This window comes from Delftia deserti, from assembly GCF_042653485.1.
Lineage (GTDB): Bacteria > Pseudomonadota > Gammaproteobacteria > Burkholderiales > Burkholderiaceae_C > Comamonas > Comamonas acidovorans.
In genome coordinates, this window is record NZ_JBHSIH010000001.1 from 3,059,984 (window position 1) to 3,082,663 (window position 22,680).

Below are 22,680 nucleotides of genomic sequence, written 5' to 3' on the forward strand. Positions count from 1 at the left end.
TGCTCTTTCAGGGGAAGCTGGCCTCCAGGGCCTTGAAGAGATTTGCACGCTCGATGAGCAACTGCTGAGCAGTGTCCATGTCGACCAGGACGAACCTCACGTGGTCACCAGGAGCGCACTGGGCGAGGCGGAACAGGTCGGCCGCGATGACATTCGCAATGCGGGGATAGCCGCCCGTCGTCTGCCGTTCAGCCATCAGGACGATGGGTTGACCATCGGGAGGCACTTGAACGGTACCGAAGGTCACGGGCTCGGACAGGATGCTGGACTGCGTGTTCCGTGCGAGCACGGCACCCTCGAAGCGATAGCCCATGCGGTCGGACTGAGCGCTTATTCGCCACGCCTGGCCCAGCCATTGCTCGCGCGCTGCGGGAGTGAACTCATCCCACTCCGGACCTGCGACCACCCGAATTGGCCCCTGGCTGACCATTGCCGCCAGCAAAGCAGTCTCGGCAGACAAAGCAGCTTGGCTCCGTTCAGGAATGCTTGGTACAGCGGACTTGAAGTGCAGGACATCGCCTTTGCGCAGTGCTCTACCGCCGAACCCGCCAAAGCCAGCGCGTGCATAGGTGCTTGAGCTGCCCATCACGTCGGGCACCGAAAAACCTCCCTGGACCGCCAGGTAGCTGCGCACGCCCGACACCTTGCGCCCGAACTGAAGAATGGCTCCTGCCTTGATGGGGAAAGCTGTTGCCAGCGGCACGGCCATGCCATCAACAGAAGCGGACAGGTCGGCACCACAGCACGCGATGACGGTATCCGCACTGAATCGGAGAGCCGGGCCCATGAGGGTGGCCTCCAGCGCCGCTGCATGAGCCGAATTGCCTGCCAATGAGTTGGCCAAGCGAAGCGCCACTTCGTCCATGGCTCCCGACACGGGGACACCGAGGTGCTGGTAGCCGGTGCGACCGAGGTCTTGCACCGTCGTGTAGGCGCCTGGCTTCAAGACCTCGATACTGGAGCTGGACTCAGACATGATTGGACGGCTGCCGGGCAGCGAACTCTTCTGGAGAAATGGGGATGAAGCGGACCTGGTCGCCGGGGGCGAGCAGGCAAGGCTCCTTTGCGCTGGCATCAAACAGCGTGAGCGGGGTCCGGCCGATGACATTCCAGCCTCCAGGCAGGTCGAACGGATAGATGACGCACTGGCGGTTGGCTACGGCTACCGAGCCCGACGCGACGCGGGTGCGGGGCGTGCTGCGGCGGGGCAGCATGAACTCGCTGCCCCAGAGGCCCATGTAGGGGTGGCCAGGAGCAAATCCCACGAGGAACACATGGCCGGTGGTCTCGCAGTGCCTGGAAACCAGATCGATGGCACGAAGCCCTGCAGCCAGGGCTACTTCGTCCAGGTCGGGGCCAAACTCTCCGCCGTAGCAAACTGGAATCTCGACCACGCGGGTGTTCTGGGTTCCGGTTTCAGTTGCAGCAGCGACCAGGGCCGCCACCATACGGCGGAGTGCCCCAAGAGGGCTTTCGCCCGATTGAACGGGTACCTGCACCGGGTTGTAGTGCAGTCCCACACCCAGGAAGCAGGGAACCACGTCGGTGATGAAGTTCCAGCCAGCCGCCTGGACGTCCGTCACGAAGCTGCAAGCTTTGCGGTTGGCGTCCACACTGAGTACATCGCCGAACTTCACGAAAAGGCAGGTCTCCCCGATGGGACGCAGTCGAGAGTCGACGCTTGCCGGTGCGCTCATCACGCCACCTCTTCAGCAGCCACGGCCTGCATGGCGGCCAAAAGTGCCGCTCGGTCACGCTCGACAAAGCCGGTATCGACACGGCCCGCCGTGAATTCCTCGTGCGCAAGTACGGCCCGAAGGAATGCCACGTTGTTCTGGATGCCTTCAATGTGCACACCTTGGAGTGCTTCGTCGAGCCCCACAATGGCGGCCGACCGGTCATCCGCAAAGCTGATGAGCTTCGCAATCATGGGGTCGTAGTAGGGCGTGATGCGGTCACCCTCTTGAACGCCGCAGTCCACCCGAAGATGGGCGGCAGCAGCGGGAAGCTCGAAACGCTTGAGCTCGCCAGGCGACGGCAGGAACTGTTTCGCCGGGTTCTCAGCGTAGATGCGGACCTCGATGGCTGCGCCGCCGCGTCTGATGTCGGACTGCTCGCGGCGCTGCGTAGCGCCGCCGGCCAGCAGAATCTGCTGCTGGACCAGGTCCCAGCCGGTAATCATTTCGGTGACCGCGTGTTCCACCTGGATGCGCGTGTTCATCTCCAGGAAGAAGAACTCCTGTGTGGCTGCGTCCATGATGAACTCGACGGTACCCGCCCCACGGTAGCGCTGGCCCGCCGCAAGTGCCACGGCGGCATCGGCCATCCGTTGCAGCACTTCGGCAGGTACGCCAGGGGCCGGGCTTTCCTCGATGATTTTCTGGAAACGGCGTTGGACGGAGCACTCTCGCTCGAAGAGGTGGACAGCATGGCCGTCGCCATAGCCGAACACCTGGATTTCGATGTGTCGAGCACGGGCGACGTATCGCTCCAAGTAAACCTCGGCCTGGCCGAATGCCTTTGCGGCAACGCCTTGTGCGTTGGCGACGGTCGCCTCGAGAGCCTCGGGCGTGTCAACACGCTTCATGCCGATGCCACCGCCGCCGCCTACCGCCTTCACAAGAAGGGGAAAGCCCAGGGAACGGGCCTGCTCATGCCATAGTTCGGTCTGGCCAGGCGCCAGCCGCTCGCTCCCCGGCAGCACCGGCACGCCATATTGCCTGGCAATCTCGCGAGCACGCTGCTTGTCGCCCATGGCAACAATAGTGTCAGGCTCAGGGCCGATCCAGGTCAGTCCGGCCTGCTCGGCCGCGCGGGCGAAATCTGTGTTCTCAGACAGAAAGCCGTAGCCCGGATGAACTGCATCGGCCTTTGCCTGGATGCCCGCCTGCAGCACCTTGTCCATGTCCAGGTAGCTCTGCGTCGCGGGAGCTGCTCCGATGTGGATAGCCTTGTCGGCGAGTTTGGTGTGCAGGGCGTTGGCGTCGGCATCCGAGAAAACGGCGACCGTGCCTATGCCCAATGCCTTGCACGCGCGGATGATGCGGCAGGCGATTTCACCGCGGTTGGCGATGAGAACGTTCTTAATCATGGTGATTGCTCCATTTCCAAAGCCGACGGCAAGGCCAGGACTGCGCGGGCCCTGGCGTCGGCATTTCACTGCAGCTCAATCGAGCTTCGAACGCGAGGTTTCACGAAGTGCGAGAACTGCAAGCAGACTGATGACCGCCGCCCCGATGAGCAGATAGGCGGGCGATTGCAGGTCGCCCGTATGGGCGATGAGTGACGTGGCGAGATACGGGGTAAGCCCCCCGCCCAGAATGGCGCCGATATTGAAGCTGAAGGCCATGCCGGTGTAGCGCACGCGGGTCGGGAATTGCTCAGCGTAGGTGGGGTATCCCACGGACTGAACGACAGGCAGCGGCAGCGCGATGAGGAACATGCCGATGGCCGCGAGCAGGAAGCTACCTTTGGACATCATCATCATCATCGGCAGCACTAAAAGCATGTAGCCGACGAAGCCAATGCCCAGGACCTTGCGGCGGCCCAGTCGGTCGGACAACGCACCAAACATCGGCATCAGCGCGGCCATGGTGAGGCTTACTGCAGCCATCAGCCAATACACCGACGTTTTGTCGAACTTCTGGTAGGTGGTCAGGTAGATGTTCATGAACACCAATCCAACCCAGTAACCAACGTTCTGACCGAAAGCCAGGATGGTGACCTTTGCCACTTCGCCACGGTACTTCGTGAGGACCTCGCGCAGCGGCGCCTTGGGCGGCTCGTTATGTGCCTGGAAGTTTTTGAAGGCGGCGGACTCCTCAATGCTCCGGCGAACCAGCGCCGAGATGATGACCATCGGAATGGCCAGGAGGAATGGAATGCGCCAGCCGTAATCCTGCATCTCCTGCGGGCTCAGCAGTGCCGAGACCGAGCCGCAGGTGATGGCCGCGACGGCGCCGCCGATGGCGACACCGACAGGCGTGAACGCACCGTAGTAGCCGCGCTTTCCAGCGGGCGCAGATTCAACGGCATATGCAGCTGCGCCAGTGACTTCACCACCTGCAAAAAAACCTTGTATGAGCCGGATGAGCACCAACAGGACAGGTGCTGCCAGGCCAATCGAGGCAGTCACGGGAAGCATGCCGATGGCAGCCGTCGCGACACCCATGCCGATGACGGTGACCAGCAGGATGCCCTTTCGGCCGATTCGGTCACCCAGTCGCCCCAGAACAATGCCGCCGACGGGCCGCATCACGAAGGCGCTGCCAAACACTGCAAGGATTGCAAGCAGCGAGGCTGTCGGGTCAGTGGATGGGAAGAACAGGGGTCCGATAGTTGCGGCCATGTAGCCATAGATGCCGAACTCGTAGTACTCGATTGCAGTACCGACAAGGGCAGCGAGGGCTGCTTTGCGCGCAGCAGAGCGCGCCTCAGGATTTGCGGATGCAGCAGAAGCTGCCCCGGCTTGAACATGGGTGGACATTTTTTTGTCTCCTCTCAGGTGGCTTGATAGCTCTTTAATGGCGAGAGATGAGCGCAGCAGTGCTTCAGCTCCTTGCTCGGAAGCCGAAAGCCGGTGACGCTTGTAGCCGGGCTGTACCGGCTGTCCAGGCCCTCGCTGCGACGGAAGGCCTCAACCAGAAAGATTCGCCGCTTACTTGGCGAAGAGCATTTCGATGTTTGAGAAGGCCTTGACCTCCATGGCGTTGCCAGACGGGTCCAGGAAGAACATCGTGGCTTGCTCGCCCACTTCGCCCTTGAAGCGGATGTAGGGCTCAATGATGAATTTGATGCCCTTGGCCTTCAGGCGCTCGGCCATTGCGTCCCACTCTTCGCGGGGCAGAACGATGCCCATGTGGCGAACGGGCACGCCGTGACCGTCGACGGCGTTGAGCTGGGCAGTACCTGCTTCGCCTGGCGCCAGGTGGGCAACGATTTGGTGTCCGTAGAAGTTGAAGTCAATCCAGTCGGGAGAGCTGCGGCCCTCCGGACAGCCGAGGGTCTCGCCGTAGAACTTGCGGGCGAGCTCCAGGTCGTGCACAGGAAATGCGACATGGAAGGGTGACAACATCGCAGGATTGGTCGTGGGGGTCAGCATACTATTCGCGGAATTGTGTTGATACGGGTCATACGATATCCACCCCGACACAAGAAAAAAAGCAATTTATATTCTGGCTTTTCACAAATTTTATTTGTGCAATACCGGAAGCCAAAGGCTTTGCCAACCTGGCCCCGCTAGCGAGGACACCCCATGATTCGAGAACTAAAAACACTTCTGGCTGTCGCTCGGGAGGGCACCTTCTCAGCGGCTGGAGACAAGATTGGCCTGACGCAATCAGCCATCAGTGCCCAGATGCAGCGCCTGGAGGCTGAGGTCGGGTACGACCTCTTCGACCGCTCCGGACGCACCGCACGGCTCAATGACCGCGGACATCAGATGGTCGTTCAGGCTGAACAGCTGATTCAGCTCTACACAGAACTCTGCACTGGGACAGTCGGCCCCCAGACCTCCATCAAGTTCAACATCGGCGCCATCGCCTCGGCTCAGTCCTACCTGTTGCCTGAAGCCCTGGCCAAGTTTCATCGCCAGTTCCCTGACAGTCGGACCCGGCTCGTGCCGGGACTATCGATGGATCTGACCAACTTGGTGGATGCTGGCGAGTTGGAGATGGCCGTCGTCATCCGACCTCCGTTCTCTCTTCACAGTGACCTCCGGTGGACGACGCTGGCCAAGGAACCATTTCGACTCATCGTTCCACGGAACGCCCCAGACCTGAGCTGGCGTGAGCTGCTCATGACCATGCCGTTTGTCCGGTACGACAGGAAGTCGCTCGCCGGCCGCCAGGTCGAGCGGTTCCTCCGCAAGGAGCACATTCCGGTCAGAGATGTGTGCGAGGCCGATGAGCTGGACGCCCTGATTCGACTGGTGGCCCTGGGGCTTGGAGTTTCCTTGGTTCCCCAGGCGATGCGCAATCGCCGCTGGCCAGCGGCAGTGCGGGTTATCGACTTGGGAGAGGACACGTTCCACCGTGACATTGGACTGGTCCATCGCAGCAAGCGGAACATGAGCGACGCGTCGCGCTCGCTCGCCCACCTCATCACGGACGCTTACGGTGCAGCGCAGCCTGACGAAAAGTGAATGGCAACCTTCGCTTCCAAGCGCGACGTACCGCATGCATCGTGCGCAGCATCTCTTGGCAGGACGAGGGGATCTTTGCGCGCGCCCTCGACTTCCTCGGCCATGACGCACGACATTTCGATGCCCTGGCCACAGGGGAACTATCTCGACGCGAACCGGACCGTGACTCGGGCATCGTGCTGGGAGGCCCGAATGGCCCAGACGATACTACCCTTCGGCGGACAGTCCAGTAAAAAAGCAGGCGCCCAACAGCCCCGTAGAGCTGCGTGGATTCGCGCCTTAGGCCTTGTTCTTGAACGCCTCGTAGCGGGCCTTGTTTTCGGCGTTCGGCGGATACAGGCCTGGAAGAACGGCCCCTCCTTGGACCTCTTCCATAATCCAGCCCTCCAGGCGCTCCTGCTCAACAGCTTGGGCGACCACTTCCTGCAAGAGACTAGCGGGAACCAGAACGCCGCCATCTTGGTCGAGGACGATGATGTCGTCCGGGAACACCGCGACGCCACCGCAGCCAACGGGCTGCTGCCAATCAACGAACGTGAGGGCTGCAACAGACGGAGGAGCAGCCGCGCCGCTGGCCCAGACAGGCAGCTTCGTCGACAACACGCCTGCGAGGTCACGCACGGCGCCGTCGCTCACCAACGCGGCCACGCCACGTTGCGCCATTCGCGCGCACAGGATGTCGCCCCAGAAGCCTGCATCCTTCACGCCATTTGCATCGACCACTGCGATGCAGCCTGCGGGCATCTGCTCGATGGCTGCACGGGTCGATTTTGGGTTGCTCCAAGATTCCGGCGTGGCGAGGTCTTCACGAGCAGGCACGAAGCGCACCGTGAAGGCACGACCCACGATACGCGGCAAGCCAGGTGCCAGAGGAGCGGCGCCACGGATGAAGACATTGCGCAGCCCCTTCTTCAGAAGAACAGTGGTCAGGGTCGCGGTCGTAACACCTTCCAGGGCTTTGAAGGCTTCTGCGTCGCAGAGAGTGGTCATAAGGTCTCCGTCTACGTTGGTTGGAAGTCGGACAGGTCAGATGTTGGCAATCAAGCCGCCGTCCACCCGGGTGGTGGAGCCGGTGACATAGGAGGCGCGTGCGCTGGCGAGGAACGTGACGACGTCTGCGTACTCCTGCGGCGCTCCATGGCGGCCGGCAGGGATCGCTGCCTTGCTTTCGGCTTCAATCACAGCCGCTTCGCGTCCTTCGCGAGGCTCTTGGACCAGCCCACCAAAGAGATGCGTGCCGCGTTTGAGAGGGCCAAATTCGGAATGGGTGCAATCACGCCCGTCGCGAGCGGGTGACAGAGCAATGGCACTGCCGAATCCCCCGCCTGCGCTCATCACAAGCGCGCGCTTTCCGTTGACTCCCAAATCCATGGCCAGTCTCCTTACTTCAGTGATTCACAGGCGGTGCGGATGCGGCGGCACGCTTCTTCCAGTCGCTCCGTAGCGGTTGCGAATGAAATGCGGAAGTAGCCCCCTGCACCGAACGCGCTGCCGGGAACGACTGCGACACGGCCCTGCTCGAGCAAGAAGCGGCTGATGTCTGCGTCGTTGTTCAGGTGCTCGCCCTTCTCGGTGGTCTTGCCCACAAGGCCGCTGCAGTTCGGGAACAGGTAGAAGGCGCCTTCAGGCCGGCGACAGTGGAGCCCCGGGGTGGCATGGAATGCATCGAGGCAAAGGTCACGGCGCTGCGCGAACACTTGGTTCCGCTCGGCCAGGAACTCCATCGGACCGTCTAAGGCGGCGACGGCTGCGGCCTGGGCAATCGAGCATGGATTGCTTGTGCTTTGGGATTGGATGGTCGCCATGGCCGCAATGAGGTGTTGCGGGCCGCCTGCATAGCCGATGCGCCAGCCAGTCATGGCGTATGCCTTGGATACGCCGTTGACCGTCAGAACCCGGTCATAGAGTTCAGGGACCACGCTGGCAATGGTGGAGAACTCCCAGCCGTCATAGCGCAGGTGCTCATACATGTCGTCGGTAAGCACGTAGACGTGAGGATGGCGAAGCAGCTCTTCACCCAGTTCCCGCAGTTCATCCGCACAGTAGCCGGCCCCCGTGGGGTTGCTTGGCGAGTTGAGAATGAGCCACTTGGTCCGAGGAGTGACTGCCTTGCGCAGTTGGGCGGCGGTCAACTTGAAGTTCTGCTCGGTTCCACAGACCACCTCCACCGGGGTGCCGCCGGCCAGGCGAACCATGTCAGGGTAGGAAACCCAGTACGGCGCCGGCACGATGACTTCATCGCCAGGATTTAGTGTCGCGATCAAGGCATTGAACAGCACCTGCTTGCCGCCCGTGCCCACGCTGATTTGAGCGGGCTTGTAGCTCAGCTGATTGTCCCGCTCGAACTTGCGCGCGACGGCCTGTTTCAGCTCAAGCGTGCCGTCGACGTCGGTGTACTTCGTGGCACCCGCATCGATGGCATCCTTGGCGGCAGCGCTGATGTGGTCCGGGGTGGGAAAATCCGGCTCTCCTTGCGAAAGCCCAATCACGTCGATGCCACCGCGACGCATCTCACCAGCCAGTCTGGTGATGGCCAGCGTGGGGGAAGGCTTTACTGCTTGCAGCAGATTTCCTAGGAGTGTCATGTCTCTTCCCGTCTTTGGAGAGATTCATCCTAGGCCCGACAACTCAGCAAAAAAAGCAATATAAATTTCTAAAAAGCTCAATTTATTATTGTGATTCGCCCTCTATGCCAGGAGATTGCGGACTTGCCCAGCTATGGCTGCCGACGTGCCTGTGCCTTGGTGAACCGCCAGCGCACGGCACGGGCGCCCAGAGGGCCAATGCCAAACGCGTCTATCGCGGCGAGATGCTCATCGAGGCCGTCGAACACCGCTTCGGTTCGGTCGAAGCAGTCCCGGCTGCCCATGCGCTGCAATTCTTGAGCGATAACGCCGGTGCCTACACCGCCGCCGAAACGAGGGCACTGGCACGCGCGCCAGGCCTGAAGGCCAACAACACGCCCGTCTGCAGCCCCCAGAGCAACGGCATGGCCGAGAGCATCGTCAACACCTTCAAGCGCGACCATGTGGCGCGCATGGACCTGCGTGACGCGCGGACGGTACTGCCGCAACGGCCAGCGGCCTTCGAGCACTTCAACGAGGCGCATCCGCATTCTTCGCTGAAAATGCGGTCGCCTCGGGAGTTCAGGCGGCAACAGGCTGCAGGGGCTGACCAAGTGCTTTATTGCGAATAGGGTGGGGTCGGGAATACGGGGGGCAACATCATTCGTTTCTGAGCTGCCTATGCGGCAGCGAACTGTCCCTTGTGCGCCTTGCGCGCGGAACCGTATTTCTGAGCTGCCTATGCGGCAGCGAACTCGGACTCCTGCAGCGTGCCAGGAACTGCTGCTTTCTGAGCTGCCTATGCGGCAGCGAACCAGTGGACGTGACAGCAATCACGGCTGACATCTTTCTGAGCTGCCTATGCGGCAGCGAACAAGACAAAAATCCTCCCAATCCATTGATTTTCAAAGAACTTTCACCCCCAACCCGCAAATACCCCAAAATCCCGAGGCATCGCCAAGTCGTTGATTTGAAAGGCGACCCCACCGGCCGCCTGAAAAAGGGTCAGAACCAGGGGACAGAGGCCCCCAGGCTCAGCCCATAGGTGTTGAAGCCCCCCTGCCCTGCGGAGGCCTGCCCTTCTTTGTGTTCGATGAACAGACAAAACGGCTGCCCGGTGCTGGCGCTGCGCAGTTGCACATAAGGCAGGTCCGGGGTGCGCTCCACGCTGTCGGGGATGGCGGCAGCGGCCTGCTCGGCGCTTTCGCCCTTGCGGCGCATGCGGCGGCGGCGCAGGCGGTCGGGGCTGGTCTTGAATTGGCGTCGTTGCACAAGGCAGGGCACGGCGTCGTCCGGCACCGGGGCTGGCTGCGTGCATTGCACATGGTCGCGCATGCCTTGCAGCCAGGGCTGGCCCATCAGGTAATGCAGCGCGGCCTCGCTGCCGTGCAGGCGCAGGATGGTGCCCAGGGTGCGCGGGCGCAGGCTGTAGCGGGGGAAGCTGATGCCTATGTCGGAGCTGCCCAGTTGCACGAGCGCGCGGTGCAGCTTGGCGACCAGCGCGCCCAGCAGGTGGGCGTGGCTGAATTCCGGGTCAGGCAGCAGCGTGATGTCGATGTAGTGCGAGGTCATGGCCATCAGCTCGCATCGCCGAAGACACCGCCGCGGATCAGCACGGCCATCACGAAGTGCTGCTGCTCGACGGGCGGCACCTTGTCCTTGAGCAGCCAGTCGTCCAGCAGGGTGTAGAAGTCCTGCTTTTGCTTGGGCTGGCGCCAGGCCTTGCCCTGGGTGGTGACGGAGCCGTAGGGCTCGACCGCGATGGGGCCCAGGTCCTGCGCGCCGTCGTACCAGGTGTCGATGGTGCGCAGGGCGTTGCCGATTTTCTGGGAGTGGATGGCGGCGACCTCCTGGCCTTTTTCACCGATCTGGTAGAGCGTCTTGCTCTTTTTGGTGCTGCCCTTGTCAAGGATCAGTTCCTGCGAGGGAAAGACTTCCTGGCCCGCGCCCAGGCGCACAAAGGCCGTGATCTGCAGCAGCACATGGGCCTTGCCCTCAAGCCCCTGCGCGATCACGCTGCCCAGCGCCGCCACTTTCTCATCAGGCTTGTCCAAGGTGCGCAGGCTTTGCTCCAGGGCATCGAACGACCATGCCTGCCCGGCCTTGCCATCCTTGAGCTGCACCACCTGTACCTGCACGCTTTCCGCGCCCACGCGGTTGCGCCACAGAAAGCGGCCGTTCGCCAGGTTGGCCGCATAGCGGTTGGCCAGTTCGGCAAAGCCCTGGGCCGAGGCATAGGCCTGGACGGCCTGCGCGAGCCTGGCCTGGTATTCGGCGCTGTTGCAGGCAGACGGCGTGCCCGCGCCAGACAGCACGCGCAGCGTGAACTGCACCTTGAGCGCGTCGGCATCGGCAGGGAGGGCTGCCACGTCCACGGTCTGCAGGTTGGGGTTCTCGATGGCAGCGTCGAGCTTGGCCGGGTCCTGATCCTTGGTCTTGAGGCGGTTGGAGATGGTGCCGCGCACGGATTTCTCGCGCAGCTTGACGGAGGGCCAGGAGGCGGAGGCCGCCCGGTCCTCCCAGTTGCCTGCATGGAAGACGGCGTCGGAGGGGTCGAGCTTGCGTTCGAAGGCGAGGACGGATGCGGTCTTGAGGGTGCTGGACATGGTGTTCAATCCTTTGGCAATACGGTGTGAAAGGCGGCGGTGCAAGGACGCTGGTCAGGTGTATGCATAGCTGTCGTCGTCTTCCTGCTCCTGGGCTGCGGCGTCGTCAGGGTCGGCCCCGGCTGCGGGGTCTGGCACGTAGCCGCTGCGGCAGCGGTAAAGGCCCCGCTTTTCATCGGTGTGCGCATGCCACAGCAGTTGCTCCAGATGGGTGAGGCGGTGCGGGCTGATCCATTCGCCCAGCGAGTAGACCGACTCCACGAAGCGCAGCGGCGTGGTGGCATCGCGGGCGTTGAGCACTTCGCCTGCGGCATGTGATGGCGAGAGTGCCGCATAGCCCACGGGCACGGGCACGATCCAGCCGCTGCCGGGGCCGCGCCAGGGGTCTGCCCATGGCTGCTTGCCATCGGCAGGCGGGGGCTGGCCTTCGGCGGCGGCCACAGGCTCATGGTTGAAGCGCGATGCATGCAGCCAGGCGTCGAGCAGCGTGGTGTGCGCCGCTTTGTCGCGCAGCCTGTGCAGCCGGTCGGCCAGCAGGTCGTCGCGCCCCACCAGGGCGAAGCCCGGCAGCCACTGGCGCCGCCATTCTCGGAACTGGCGGCTGCGCTCGGTGGCGTCCTCTGCCAGCACGGACAGCCTGGGTCGCACGCGCCTGCCGGGCGCGGCGCGCGATGGCAGCAGGCTGCCGCCGGCCACCCGCATTTGCGACAGGATTTGCCCGGCTTCATCGGCCCATTGCTGCATCTGCGGCTCGGCACTCTGCACCAACGTGGCCGCAGCGCCTGCGGCGCGTTTTTCCGAAACGGCGAAGACCAGGGAGATGTCGAGGTGGATGCGCCCTTCCTCCACGATGGCGGCGGTGCTGCCGTCCTTGTCCACGGGGTTGCGCGTAAGGTTGAAGCTACGCACATAGCCCTGCGTGACCTGCTCCTGATGGTGGTGGCAGACTACGCCCACCGCGTGCAGGCGCAAGGGGATGCCGGCCTGCGCCAGCTTGCGCTCCAGCGCCCACATCAGGCCGGTGAAGGCGGTGATGGAGGGGAAGCCGTGCGTGAGCGGGCTGGAGATGGCGTTGGCGTTCTGGACGCGCAGATGGGGGAAGACGAGAAGCGCTTGTGGAGACTGGCTCATGGCGCGTCCTCCCTGCCTTCAATCCGTTTACGCAGTTCACGCAACTGCTGCACAAAACCATCCTCATCGGTCAGCAGCTCTTTCTTCCACACGCGCGCCTCGGCGTCGCCCACGGGCAACTGGCCGAACAGCTGGCTGTTGAGCCAGTTGGCAAAGCGCTTGCCTACCTCGGCAGGCCAGTCCATCCAAAGCCATTCGCGGGCGAAATCCGCCTCATCGCGCAGTTCGGTGCGCAATGGGTCCAGCCACAGCTGCTCTTCACGCACCAGCTTGCCGAAGCGTTCCGCATCGCGGCTCCAGCCTGCGGGCAGGGCCTGCTGCACTTCGCCGGCGAGCGAGACCATTTCATCGATCAGCGCATCGATGAAGGCTTCGCGGCGCTCGCGCGTTTGCAGGTTGGGCTCCGGGTCGGTCGCAAGGAAGGCACGCAGCTTGCGCACCGTGCTGCGCACCTCGGGACGGCCGATGAACAGCTTGTCGAACACGGAGCTGGCATGCACCGGCAGCCGTACATCGCTGCTGCGCCAGACCGGTGGCAGCGAAGCCAGCAGGTAGTTGACCCCGCCACGCTCGCTGTTGAGCTGGGAAATATTCTGCGGCTTTGTCCCTCCCATCTTCTGGGCGGCCAGCCCAGGGTAGTCATGGAAGACGCCGTCATGCGCCTTGCGCTCGCGCCGCGCCTGCCGGGCCGCCTTGTTGCTTTCCCCAAAGCGGTCTTCCTGCACCTGCGCATGCACGGCATGCGCCAGCGAGGTGGCAAACAACGGCGCCAGCAATTCATAGCCTGCATCGGCACAGGCATCGCTGCCCGTCAGCCAGTACAGCTGCTTGGCCAGCGTGTGCGAACTGGGTGCACCCGCGCGCGGCTGGGTCAGGCCGACGAAGGCATCGCGCAAGCCCATGGCCTGCTGCGGGTCCTCATGCAGGGCCTGGAGCGCGCCCGGGTCTTGCGCCAGCAGCGCGGCCAGCAGGCTGGTGCCGTCCACCTCGACCTTGAGGAACTTGTAGACGTCGAGCGCCGCCGCATTGCCCACCACATCGCCAGAGAAGGACTGCCCCAGCGCATGGCTGCCCAGTTCCTGCAACGCTGGCAGGCTGGCCGGCTCCACATAGAGATTGGTGCCGCGCGCATCAGGGTGTATGGGCTTGAGGGAATGGGTGACGGCCTGGATTTGCGTCACCCGGCGGGCGGCATCTTCCATCCAGGTATCGCGCTGGTGCTGAGCCAGCAACTCCTGGCGCTTGGGGTCGTCTTCGGCCAACTTGTCCAGCTTGGCCTGGAGGCGCTCCTGGATGAAGGTTGCGATGGCGTCATGCCATCGCATGGCGCTTGGGGTGGGTGGCATTGCTTCTCCTCCTTGCAAGAAATTCAGAACAAACCCACGATCTGCGTGGTCTGCAACGATGTCCTTCAACGAACGGTACGGGTGGTCTTGCTCCTCTGCGCTTCGTTTCCTTTCTGCTGCAAAGAGATATACCGAATAACGGTAAACGGTATAAAATTCCTGACCTATGGCGATCACTTCCTTCAAGTGCCCGGAAACCCAGCGCCTGTTCACCAGCGGCAAGACCCGCCGGTTCGCCAACATCCAGAGCGTGGCGGAGCGCAAGCTGGCTCAGTTGGATGCGGCTGTGACACTTGAATTTCTGCGCAGCCCTCCTGGCAATCGCCTGGAAATGCTCGTGGGAGATCGGCAGGGCCAGCACAGCATCCGCATCAACGACCAGTGGCGCGTCTGCTTTGTCTGGACGGAAAAGGGAGTGGTTGACGTAGAGATAGTGGATTACCACTGACGAGCAATGACACACCAACTCTGCCGCATAGGCAGATTGGGAACCGGCGCCTCCCAATGAGGAGCACAGGAGAAAGACATGCTTAAAAACGGCATGCGCCCCATACACCCAGGTGAAGTCCTGCGCGAGGACTACCTGAAGCCCATGGACATGAGCGCCAACGCGCTGGCCAGGCACCTGCACGTTCCCGCCTCGCGCGTGAACGACATCGTGCTGGAGCGGCGCGGCATCACGGCCGACACGGCGCTGCGGCTGAGCCGCTTTTTTGGGGGCGACGCTCAGTCCTGGCTGAACCTTCAGACCGCCTACGACCTGCGCACGGCAGAGCTGAACGAGGAGTTGCAGGCGTCCGTGAGGCAGGTTCATCCGATGCAGCTGCATACCGCCTGATCCTCAGGCCCGGCCCACAAAGCCCAGCACGTCATGCCATCGCCAGCCCTGTGCCTTGTCGGGCAGGCTGGCCGTGGCGTACTTGTTTGCACAGGCATCCAGCGCCAGCCCCTTGCCCTCCGCCAGGGCTAACAGTTCCTGCATCAGGTCGGCCTGCCCCCATGCAGTGACAGAGCCCTTCCGTGGGTCCAATGGTTCCCCGTGCAGCAGGCTGTCCTGCACCAGCACATGGAGCTTGTCGCCCCGCCGCTGGCCATCGACCACGCGGTGCAGTTGCAGGCCCTCTTCCTCCTCGTCCGGCAGAAACACCACATCCACGCGCGGCAGCGGGTCGTAGCGGAATCGTTGGAACTGCGGCAGCAGCCCCGTGAACCAGAAACAGGCAGGGCTGGCCCAGTGCAGGCTGGCGGCGCGCAGCACCGGCGTGGCATCCGGGCTGTCTGCGGGGCGCGGCAGCATGGTGTCGTGCATGCGGGCGTGTTCCAGGTCCACGAGGTTCCTGGCCGGGTGGAACTGCTCCCTGGCCACTTCGATGCGTGCGCGGGCATCCACGGGCCAGAGGGGCTCGCCCTTGGTGTGCTTGGCCAGCAGCGATTGCAGGTCATGCGAGCGCAGGTGGAAGTACCGCGCCGTATCCGCCTTGTCATCCACCGGCTCCATCTCGAAACCCGGCTTGCAGAATGCCGCCCTGCCTGGATGCTCGAAAGCGCGCAGGTTGCTGTCCAGCACCCGCATGTTGGCCTCCTGCACCGCACCCGGCCGGTGGCGCCGCACGCGTCCGGCCAGCTGGATCAGCGAGCGCATGGACGAGGGCTCGACCACGGCCCAGTCATAGTCATGGTCGCGGCCCACTTCGGTGACGGGGGAGCCGAGCACGATGAAGAGGTGATCGGCCTCATTGTTGGCATCAAGCAATGCGCGGATGGCCGGCCTCTGGAAGATGGGGTCTGCGCCGTCGGGGGAGCGGCGGTCCAGCACGGTGTCCAAGTGCCGCTCGATGCTGGAGCGCGCCAGCAGCGGAAACTGCGAGTGGTAGACGCACAGGTGCACCCGCACACCCGGCGCGGGAGCGCCCTGGCCGTACATGGCCACGGCCACGTCGAACAGCGGCTCGATGTTGGCCATGCGGATGAGGCCGAAGCTCACGCGCTTGCCGCTGGCGGGATCGATGCCATGGTTGCGCGGCTGCTGGTGCAGCTGCCATGCGTGCTCCAGCGCGATGCGGGCGAAAGCCCGCCGCCGCGCGGCCGGGTCCAGCCCATGCCATCCCTGGGGCAATGCGGCAATGGCGGCCAGGCGCCGCACCTCGGCCTTGGCGAGCTGGGCCACGCGCCTTTGCACAAAGCCTTCATGGCCTGCACGAAACCCTGCGCCATCGGCGCAGTCCAGCGCCTGCTGGTGGAATTCGTCCACCCACAGGCAGCAGATGGCAAGGGGCTCGCCGGGCCGCTCGCCGCGATGGCGCTGGAAGACCTCGCGCCCGGCGCGGTAGGCCAGGTACAGCCCTTCCACCAGCGCTGGCGGCAAGGTGGCCGAGGACAGCAGCACGCGCGAGCCCAGCAGGCCCGCCCAGTGCACGAGCCGCGTGAGCGCGGGCAGGTCGGCCATGTCGAAATCATCGGGCTCGTCCAGTACCAGGTCGCCCGTCATGAGGCGCAGCATGGGCGCGATCTGGCGGCCGCCACGCAGGCTTTCGGTGGCGGGCGTGAGGTGGTCCACGGTGCAGGCCAGCACGGGCGCGGCGATCAGCGAGCGCACCTGCGCATCGTCGGTCAGGCGCTGCAGCAGCGGGTGCTGGTCATTGCCGTCGAACAGCACCTGTCCGCCTTCGTCGAGCAGCGCCTGGCGCGAGGCCGATCCCGTGGCTTCGGCCCGGGCCTCCCAATACTCGAACAATGAGCGGCTGGCCGCGCCGCCGACCTTGATGGCGAGCTGGTCGTCGCCCAGGCCCAGGTCGTTCTGGAACACCCGCCCCGTCTGCAGCGTGAGCGTGCGCAGGCCGATGGCGAAGGCGCAGCGCATGCCCAAGCCCGGCTCGGCCAGGGCGTTCATGATGCGCGCATTGCCCAGGGTCTTGCCACAGCCGGTGGAGGCCATGTTGACGATGAAGCCGCCCTGGCCGGCGGCCCGGTGGCGCACGCTGGCGGCCAGGTCGGCAGCCTTGTCCTGCCACTGGAAGCGTGCGTTGCTGCTGCGCTTCTTGAGGCCGCGATGGCTGCGCAGGGCCGGCAGGCTGCGCGCCAGCGTGGGCAGCGAACGCGCCACCAGCGTGGCATGGGCCTGCACGCCGAGCAGATGTTCGTCCAGTGTCTGGTTGAACGCGGCCGAGAGGCCTGGCGCAGCACTTTTTCGCAAGGTGTTGGCATACAGCGGGTAGGTCGCATTGCGAAAAGGCCGGCGGCGCGCTTCGTCCTCGATGCCGGAGTAGTGGTGGTCGGCCAGCATCAGGCACAGGCGCGAGAGGTGCAGCGTGAACGGATCGCCCAGGCTTGCAGCGTCAAGCGACCGGCCCGCCAGTTCCTGCAGCTTGAGCGCATAGCGCGCCGCCTGCTTGCGCCAGGCGGCCGTGGCCACCGGAAGGCCCTGCGGGAAGTCCCAATGGGAGCGCACTTTCGCCGGATCGGCTTTCTCGCGCGGCTCGTTCCAGTCGGCGCTGATGCACTGCAGCAGCTGCTCGATCTCATTGCTGTTGACGAAGCGCGGGCGCGCGCCGAAGCGGCACCATTGGCGGCGGTCGGGCTCCAGCTCGTCGTCGGACTCCTGCCGGCCTGCAGCGACCGGCATGCAGGGCAGCCGATGGTGTGTCAGAACCAGCCAGGCCACGGCGGTGGCCAGCGGCGGCAGCGCCTTGAACGGCAGATGCTGGCTGGCCTGCGGTTCGTCCAGGCCATCGCGCAGAAGGCGGCCGCTGCGGTGATCAAGCCATTGCGCCTCAAAGGCCTGGGCATCGGCGGCCTCATCCATACAGGCTGCCAGCCTTTGCAGCCATGCCACGTCGCTGTCGCCGCCCACGAAAGCCTGGAACAGCCGCACCGACACCCATTCATGGCGGTAGTGGTTGCGCTCGCGCAGGCCAGGATTGTTCAGCCGGTCCTGGAATGCCTGGGTGGCCTTGCCCAGGTCATGCACCAGGGCAGCCAAAGCGGCCAGCGCCGTGATCAGCGGCAGGTGATGCCAGTGGCTTTCATCTTCGGCGCGCAGCACGTTGCTGGCCGTGGTGTTGGTGGGCACGGCGCCTTCGGCGTTGAACTGGCGCCCATCACCCACGATCCACAGCAGTTCGCTGTGGTCGCGCCCGCGTATCCAGTGGCAGGCCACGGCGGTGTTCTTGCGCGCGCTGTGGCGCAGCAGCTTGCGCACGGTGTCGAGCCCGGCCGCGGTGATGGGCGTCTGCCAGGTGCGCTCGCCGCGCCTCTCGGCAAACTGGTCGAGGATGCGGCGCGTTTCGGTGAGGGCGCGCTTGCTGCACTGGGAGACGAAGAGCACGTTCATGTGTCGGCCTCCTGCATAGCGGCAGGTGTGGCAGGTGTGGCGGGTGCACTGGCCATGCGCGCCGTGTCGACGGCAATGCGCTTGAGCGTGTCGATGATGAAGTCCAGCGATTCGCTGCGCGTGAGTGCCTCTATGCACTGGCGGCGAAACTGCGGCTCGTCGTCGCCGCGCATGGCCGACAGAAAGGCCTGCGGCAGGATGGCGGCATCCTTGACCAGGTCGGCCGCATCGAACACCAGGCCGCCGCGCCGCGTCTTGCCATGCAGCACGGCCAGGCCGTGGGGCAGGCCCAGCACCCAGCTGGCCGTGGCGCCCAATCCGTAGGCCAGGTAGTTGCCATGGTCCAGATAGCGGTTGGCCGCATCGGTGCCCGTGCCGCGCTTGGCGCGCGTGAATTCGCCATATCCCACGGCGTCCACGGCGAGCTTGAACAAGGCCTTGGTCAGCCGTGCCTCATCGGTCAGCAGTGTCATGACATCGGGCGCATTGGCCATCAGCGCCGCAAATTGCTGCACCAGTGCCTTCAGGCGCTCCATGTCCACGGAAAAACCTGCTTCGCGCAAGGCTCGTGCACCCCATTCCTGCTGCAGCCTCTGCAATCGCAAAGCCTGCAATTGTCTGGCGGCATGCAGGCGCAGTTCATCGTCAAACCAGAATTGGACCCAGGCCTGAAGGTATTCAGTGGAGCGATACTCGCTTTGCGGAGTGAGCCATGCCACTTCCACATCGACTTCATTGGCGCTGAACAAAGGCGTGCCGCCACCGCCGCAAAAGCCCACAAGCACCCCAGCCTTGGCCAGTTCCCGCATGGCCGCCTGGGTGATGGACGTGCCCGTACCGAGCAAAATGCTGGTGGTATTGGCAATCGGGATATTCCAATACAGGCTTCGCTTGCCGGCATCGGTCACGTATTCCACCCGCCCTCCATTGACCAGGACACGGCAGTGCTCGAGGTAATAGATGTTGGCGCGCCTGGAATGGAGAATGGTCTTGAGATCCTGGCCCTTGATGTCCTGCATGAATGCCTCCCGCAGGGATTTTCATCAACTTCCCAATCCCCTTCGCTGCATTTTCCCAGGAATGAAAAAAGCGCCTTGCTTTCACAAGGCGCTTTTGCATTCCAATGGCCAGCGCGGATCACTGCATCTGTTTCAGATTCCCGATGCGCACCAGCATTTCCGTGAACATCTGCATGTCGGCGCGCAGGTCGGGCAGCTCCTTGTATTCGAGCGCGTTGTGCGCCGTGTACTTCTTGCCGGGCATGGCAGGGCCGAAGTTGATGGCGTTGGGCATGAGCTTGGCCGTGGTGCTGCCGGCCGTGGCCACGGGCCTGGCGTCCAGGCCCGTGGTGTCGCCGAAGATGTTGAGCAGGGTGGACAGCCAGGCGCCCTTGGGGTCGCGCGCCATCCAGTTGCCCTGGGTGTATTGCAGGGTCAGGGGGACCTTGGCGGCCGCGCTCCAGCGGGTGATGCGTTGCTCGACTTCGGTGCGCAGTTGCTCGGGCGTCTTGCCGCGCGGCATGCGCACGTTGGTGGTGACTTCCAGCTTGCCGTCTGCCGCCTTGATCAGGTTGGGCGACAGGGTCAGCGGGCCCATGAAGTCGTCGGCATAGGCAACGCCCAGCTGCTTGCCGAAGTAGTCGAGGCCGAAGGCGCCGTTGATGTAGCGCAGGGCGTTGCTGTAGGCATTGGGCTGGACCAGGGCCACGCCATCGGTGGGCATGAGCACCTGCTGCAGGAACAGCGTCAGGCGCGGCACGGGGTTGACGCCTTCCTCAGGGCGCGAGCCGTGGGCCGAGGTGCCCGTGACCTTGACGGTGGCTGCGGTGCCGCTGCGCTGGATGTCGATGGTGAACGGCCCGCCCTGCCCTGCATAGCTGGTGGTGAAGTCCCCCTTGGCCGCCTGCAGGCGCGCGGCGATGGCTTCGATGGCGGCTTCGTCGCCGGCCGTGATGGTGGCCGTGGCGGTCTGGGCAATGGCGTTGGCCGAGGCGGCGCCGGCCATGGCGGTGATGGCGGGCTGGGCGGGGTCGGCCTTCACGTCGTCGAACACGGCCTTGAGTGCGCCCGAGCCTTTTTCTGCAACGACGGCGGGGTACTTGCTGTCCAGCACGATGTTGTAGGCGGGCAGCGTGGTCTTTCCCTGGTAGTACTTCATGGCGTCGCCGCCGGTTTCCTCGGTGGTCTCGATCATGAGGCGTATGCCGCGCGACAGGGGCAGGCCGCTGTCCTTGACGGCCTTCATGGCGAACAGCACGGTGGCGATGGAGCCCTTGTCGTCGATGGTGCCGCGCCCGTAGAGCTTGTCGCCCACGCGCGTGACCTTGAAGGGGTCGATGGCCTGGCCATCCAGCACCCATTCGGCGGGGACGACAGGCACGACGTCCGCATGGGTGAGGATGCCGAATTCATCGGTGCCCGAAGCGCCTGCCGCTCCCCCGGCGTTCGCAGGCAGGGTGACCTCGAAGATGCGGTTGTCCACGTTGCGGTACTGCAGGCCGAAGTCCCTGGCCATCTGCTGCACCAGTTCGCCAAAGGCCAGGATGGCCGGGCTTTCGTGCGGCGGCACCTTGGGGTCGCGCACCGTGGGCAGGGCGACCATGCGCTCGATGCTGGCCAGCACGGCCCGCTCCTGCGTGAGCCGCGTGTACAGGCCCAGCAGGCGGGCGATGTGGTCGAGGTCCTCCCCCGCAAGCGCCTGGCCTGCCGCATGGCGCTGCACGGCCTTGGCGATGACGGGCTGGGCGGCTGCAGCCTGTTTCAGAAAGCTGGCGAAGTCGGCAGGTGCGGGCTGGGCCTGGGCCAGCGCGTCCAGCGCGGGCTTGCTGAGGGTGTCGGCGCCGGCCGCGCCGCTCCACGCCAGGGCCATGCTCATGGCAAGGGCCAGGGTGGAGGCTTTGAACGGATGGTTCTTCATGGTCGGTCTGTCGATGAATGCTGAGGCCGCAAGAATACGGGCTTTGCAAGCCTTTCCCGGCCAGGACGTGCTCGCAGATCGCGCCAGAATCCGCACCAGAACCGCAGGTCTGCAGCAGGTCTGTGGCAGCTATGCGGCCGCGGCCGGGGCGATCGACAACGGAATGGTCACAGGCCCGTCGTTGAGCAGGTGCACCTGCATGTCGGCCCCGAAACGCCCCGTGGCGACTTCGGGGTGCAGGGCACGCGCCCGCTGGACGATGTAGTCGTACAGGCGCTCGCCCTCGGCCGGTGGTGCGGCGCGCGTGAAGCTGGGGCGATTGCCGCCGCCGGTATCGGCCGCCAGCGTGAACTGGCTGACGATGAGCAGGCCCCCGCAGGCGCCCTGCCCGTCCAGGTCCTGCACGCTGCGGTTCATCTTGCCCGCATCGTCGGCAAAGATGCGCAGCTTGAGCATCTTGGCCAGCAGCTTGTCGGCCTCGGCCTCGGTGTCGCCGCGCTCGGCGCAGACCAGGGCCAGCAGGCCGGGGCCTATGCTGCCGGCGACCTGGCCGTCGATTTCCACGCGCGCATGTTTCACGCGCTGCAGGATGCTGATCATTGTTTGGGGTTCTTGTCGGTGGAGGGGGAAGGAGTGTCCGCCTGGCCTGCCGCCTCGATGGCGATTTCCATGGCGGTCTGCATGCCCAGGGGCAGCAGCTCGATGCGCGCATACAGGCCGGGCACGGCCTGCAGCAGTTCGGCCTCGATCTCGGTGCGCAGCCGGGCAGCGCGGGCCACGCTCCAGTCGCCGGGCACATGCATGTGCAGGTCGGCAAAGCTGCGCTCGCCGGCACGCCGGCTGGAGATGTTGTCGAAGACCACGCCCTGCTCGCGGTGCGCGTGGCGGTCCAGCACGGTGTCGATGCGCAGGCGCTCGGGCGCGTCCAGCGCCTGGTCCATCAGGCCCTGGGAAGACTGCCAGACCAGTTGCGCGCCCTGCACGCAGATGTTGATCGCAACCCCGATGGCCACGGCCGCGTCCAGCCACAGCCATCCCGTCAGCGATGCACCGATCAGGCCGATGACGACACCGGCCGAGGTCCAGACATCGGTGAGCAGGTGGCGGGCATCTCCCTCCAGCGCCATGGAGCGGTGCTGGCGCGCCGAACGCAGCATGGCCACGGCCAGCAGCCCGTTGAGCGCGGAGCTGATCACGGACAGCGCCAGGCCCCAGCCCAGTTGCTCCAGCGGCTGCGGGTTCCACAGCCGCGCCAGCGCCGCCCAGGCGATGGCCAGGCTGGCGCCGATGACCAGAATGCCCTCGAAGCCCGCAGAGAAGTACTCGGCCTTGTGGTGCCCATAGGGATGGTCGGTGTCGGCCGGCCGCTTGGCGATGGTGACCATGGTCAGCGCGAACACGGCACCGGCCAGGTTGACGAAGGATTCGAGCGCATCCGACAGCAGGCCCACCGAGCCCGTGAGCCACCAGGCCAGGGTCTTGAGCACGATGGTCAGCAGCGCCACGACCACCGAGATGCGCAGCAGGCTGTGCGGCGCCATCCAGTCGGGTGCGTTGGCGGTAGATGGAGTGGATTCGGCCATGCTGCGCTGCGATAGGTGGGGGTGCTGCGGATTAGACCACTGCCTGCGCGGGCCGCATGCCA

General features: G+C 64.5%; 19 protein-coding genes and 2 pseudogenes. 4 read left to right on the forward strand and 17 right to left on the reverse strand.

All coding sequences use genetic code 11. The features are described 5' to 3' along the window. Positions 1 to 7: 7 nt before the first annotated feature. From ACFPFG_RS14890 to ACFPFG_RS14910, 5 genes are all read right to left on the reverse strand, one after another. On the reverse strand, positions 8 to 976 hold the full coding sequence (locus tag ACFPFG_RS14890; RefSeq protein WP_183020101.1) for a 5-oxoprolinase subunit C family protein: 969 nt from the start codon (positions 974 to 976) through the stop codon (positions 8 to 10). Beyond that, complete coding sequence (gene pxpB / locus ACFPFG_RS14895; protein WP_183020100.1) at positions 969 to 1,697, reverse strand: 5-oxoprolinase subunit PxpB; 729 nt, start codon at positions 1,695 to 1,697, stop codon at positions 969 to 971. The genes ACFPFG_RS14890 and pxpB overlap by 8 nt, the downstream gene beginning before the upstream one ends. Beyond that, a complete protein-coding gene (locus ACFPFG_RS14900; RefSeq protein ID WP_183020099.1) occupies positions 1,697 to 3,091 on the reverse strand; it encodes an acetyl-CoA carboxylase biotin carboxylase subunit in 1,395 nt (464 codons plus the stop codon). Before ACFPFG_RS14900 ends, pxpB begins: the two co-directional genes overlap by 1 nt. Before the next feature lie 75 nt (positions 3,092 to 3,166). Then, positions 3,167 to 4,486, reverse strand: a complete 1,320-nt coding sequence (locus tag ACFPFG_RS14905; protein ID WP_183020098.1) for an MFS transporter — start codon at positions 4,484 to 4,486, stop codon at positions 3,167 to 3,169. Positions 4,487 to 4,657: 171 nt separating this feature from the next. Continuing rightward, a complete protein-coding gene (locus tag ACFPFG_RS14910; RefSeq protein ID WP_183020097.1) occupies positions 4,658 to 5,101 on the reverse strand; it encodes a VOC family protein in 444 nt (147 codons plus the stop codon). Positions 5,102 to 5,254: 153 nt separating this feature from the next. On the opposite strand from ACFPFG_RS14910, the gene ACFPFG_RS14915 reads away from it, so the two are divergent. After that, positions 5,255 to 6,142, forward strand: coding sequence for a LysR family transcriptional regulator (locus tag ACFPFG_RS14915; RefSeq protein ID WP_183020096.1), 888 nt, complete (start codon positions 5,255 to 5,257; stop codon positions 6,140 to 6,142). Positions 6,143 to 6,421: 279 nt separating this feature from the next. Here the strand turns inward: ACFPFG_RS14915 and ACFPFG_RS14920 are convergent, their stop codons facing one another. The 3 genes and pseudogenes from ACFPFG_RS14920 to ACFPFG_RS14930 form a co-directional block, all read right to left on the reverse strand. Continuing rightward, the gene (locus ACFPFG_RS14920; RefSeq protein ID WP_312371074.1) at positions 6,422 to 7,132 is read right to left on the reverse strand and encodes a ribonuclease activity regulator RraA; all 711 of its coding nucleotides are present in this window, start codon (positions 7,130 to 7,132) and stop codon (positions 6,422 to 6,424) included. A gap of 36 nt (positions 7,133 to 7,168) precedes the next feature. After that, positions 7,169 to 7,428 (reverse strand): annotated as a pseudogene (locus ACFPFG_RS14925) (SDR family oxidoreductase); the annotation flags it as partial. Between the two features lie 96 nt (positions 7,429 to 7,524). After that, positions 7,525 to 8,727, reverse strand: coding sequence for a pyridoxal phosphate-dependent aminotransferase (locus ACFPFG_RS14930; RefSeq protein WP_380107202.1), 1,203 nt, complete (start codon positions 8,725 to 8,727; stop codon positions 7,525 to 7,527). 90 nt (positions 8,728 to 8,817) lie between these two features. Here ACFPFG_RS14930 and ACFPFG_RS14935 point away from each other — a divergent pair. Then, positions 8,818 to 9,338: pseudogene (locus tag ACFPFG_RS14935) on the forward strand (integrase core domain-containing protein); the annotation flags it as partial. A 373-nt stretch (positions 9,339 to 9,711) separates the two neighbouring features. On the opposite strand, the gene cas6f reads toward ACFPFG_RS14935, so the two are convergent. The 4 genes from cas6f to csy1 are packed head-to-tail and all read right to left on the reverse strand — an operon-like array spanning position 9,712 to position 13,789. Next, complete coding sequence (gene cas6f / locus ACFPFG_RS14940) at positions 9,712 to 10,284, reverse strand: type I-F CRISPR-associated endoribonuclease Cas6/Csy4 (protein ID WP_380107204.1); 573 nt, start codon at positions 10,282 to 10,284, stop codon at positions 9,712 to 9,714. After that, positions 10,284 to 11,312: a type I-F CRISPR-associated protein Csy3 gene (gene csy3 / locus ACFPFG_RS14945; protein WP_312371065.1), complete on the reverse strand. Its 1,029-nt coding sequence runs from the start codon at positions 11,310 to 11,312 to the stop codon at positions 10,284 to 10,286. The genes cas6f and csy3 overlap by 1 nt, the downstream gene beginning before the upstream one ends. A 54-nt stretch (positions 11,313 to 11,366) precedes the next feature. Then, on the reverse strand, positions 11,367 to 12,443 hold the full coding sequence (gene csy2, locus ACFPFG_RS14950) for a type I-F CRISPR-associated protein Csy2 (RefSeq protein WP_312371062.1): 1,077 nt from the start codon (positions 12,441 to 12,443) through the stop codon (positions 11,367 to 11,369). Further along, positions 12,440 to 13,789: a type I-F CRISPR-associated protein Csy1 gene (gene csy1, locus ACFPFG_RS14955; RefSeq protein WP_380107206.1), complete on the reverse strand. Its 1,350-nt coding sequence runs from the start codon at positions 13,787 to 13,789 to the stop codon at positions 12,440 to 12,442. The genes csy2 and csy1 overlap by 4 nt, the downstream gene beginning before the upstream one ends. Positions 13,790 to 13,955: 166 nt before the next feature. Between csy1 and ACFPFG_RS14960 the strand changes: the two genes are divergently transcribed. Beyond that, the gene (locus ACFPFG_RS14960; protein WP_183020089.1) at positions 13,956 to 14,237 is read left to right on the forward strand and encodes a type II toxin-antitoxin system RelE/ParE family toxin; all 282 of its coding nucleotides are present in this window, start codon (positions 13,956 to 13,958) and stop codon (positions 14,235 to 14,237) included. Between the two features lie 78 nt (positions 14,238 to 14,315). Then, positions 14,316 to 14,627, forward strand: a complete 312-nt coding sequence (locus ACFPFG_RS14965; protein ID WP_183020088.1) for a HigA family addiction module antitoxin — start codon at positions 14,316 to 14,318, stop codon at positions 14,625 to 14,627. 3 nt (positions 14,628 to 14,630) lie between these two features. Here the strand turns inward: ACFPFG_RS14965 and cas3f are convergent, their stop codons facing one another. From cas3f to ACFPFG_RS14990, 5 genes are all read right to left on the reverse strand, one after another. Continuing rightward, complete coding sequence (gene cas3f / locus ACFPFG_RS14970; protein ID WP_380107209.1) at positions 14,631 to 18,119, reverse strand: type I-F CRISPR-associated helicase Cas3f; 3,489 nt, start codon at positions 18,117 to 18,119, stop codon at positions 14,631 to 14,633. Continuing rightward, entirely contained in the window at positions 18,116 to 19,138 is a 1,023-nt protein-coding gene (gene cas1f / locus ACFPFG_RS14975; RefSeq protein WP_197953529.1) for a type I-F CRISPR-associated endonuclease Cas1f, read from the reverse strand. Before cas1f ends, cas3f begins: the two co-directional genes overlap by 4 nt. A gap of 118 nt (positions 19,139 to 19,256) precedes the next feature. Further along, entirely contained in the window at positions 19,257 to 21,035 is a 1,779-nt protein-coding gene (locus tag ACFPFG_RS14980) for a dipeptidase (protein WP_380107211.1), read from the reverse strand. Positions 21,036 to 21,164: 129 nt separating this feature from the next. Continuing rightward, positions 21,165 to 21,635 (reverse strand): D-aminoacyl-tRNA deacylase, encoded by a 471-nt coding sequence (gene dtd, locus ACFPFG_RS14985; protein ID WP_380107213.1) that lies wholly within the window; start codon positions 21,633 to 21,635, stop codon positions 21,165 to 21,167. Further along, positions 21,632 to 22,618 (reverse strand): cation diffusion facilitator family transporter, encoded by a 987-nt coding sequence (locus ACFPFG_RS14990; protein ID WP_380107215.1) that lies wholly within the window; start codon positions 22,616 to 22,618, stop codon positions 21,632 to 21,634. Before ACFPFG_RS14990 ends, dtd begins: the two co-directional genes overlap by 4 nt. Positions 22,619 to 22,680 lie beyond the last annotated feature (62 nt).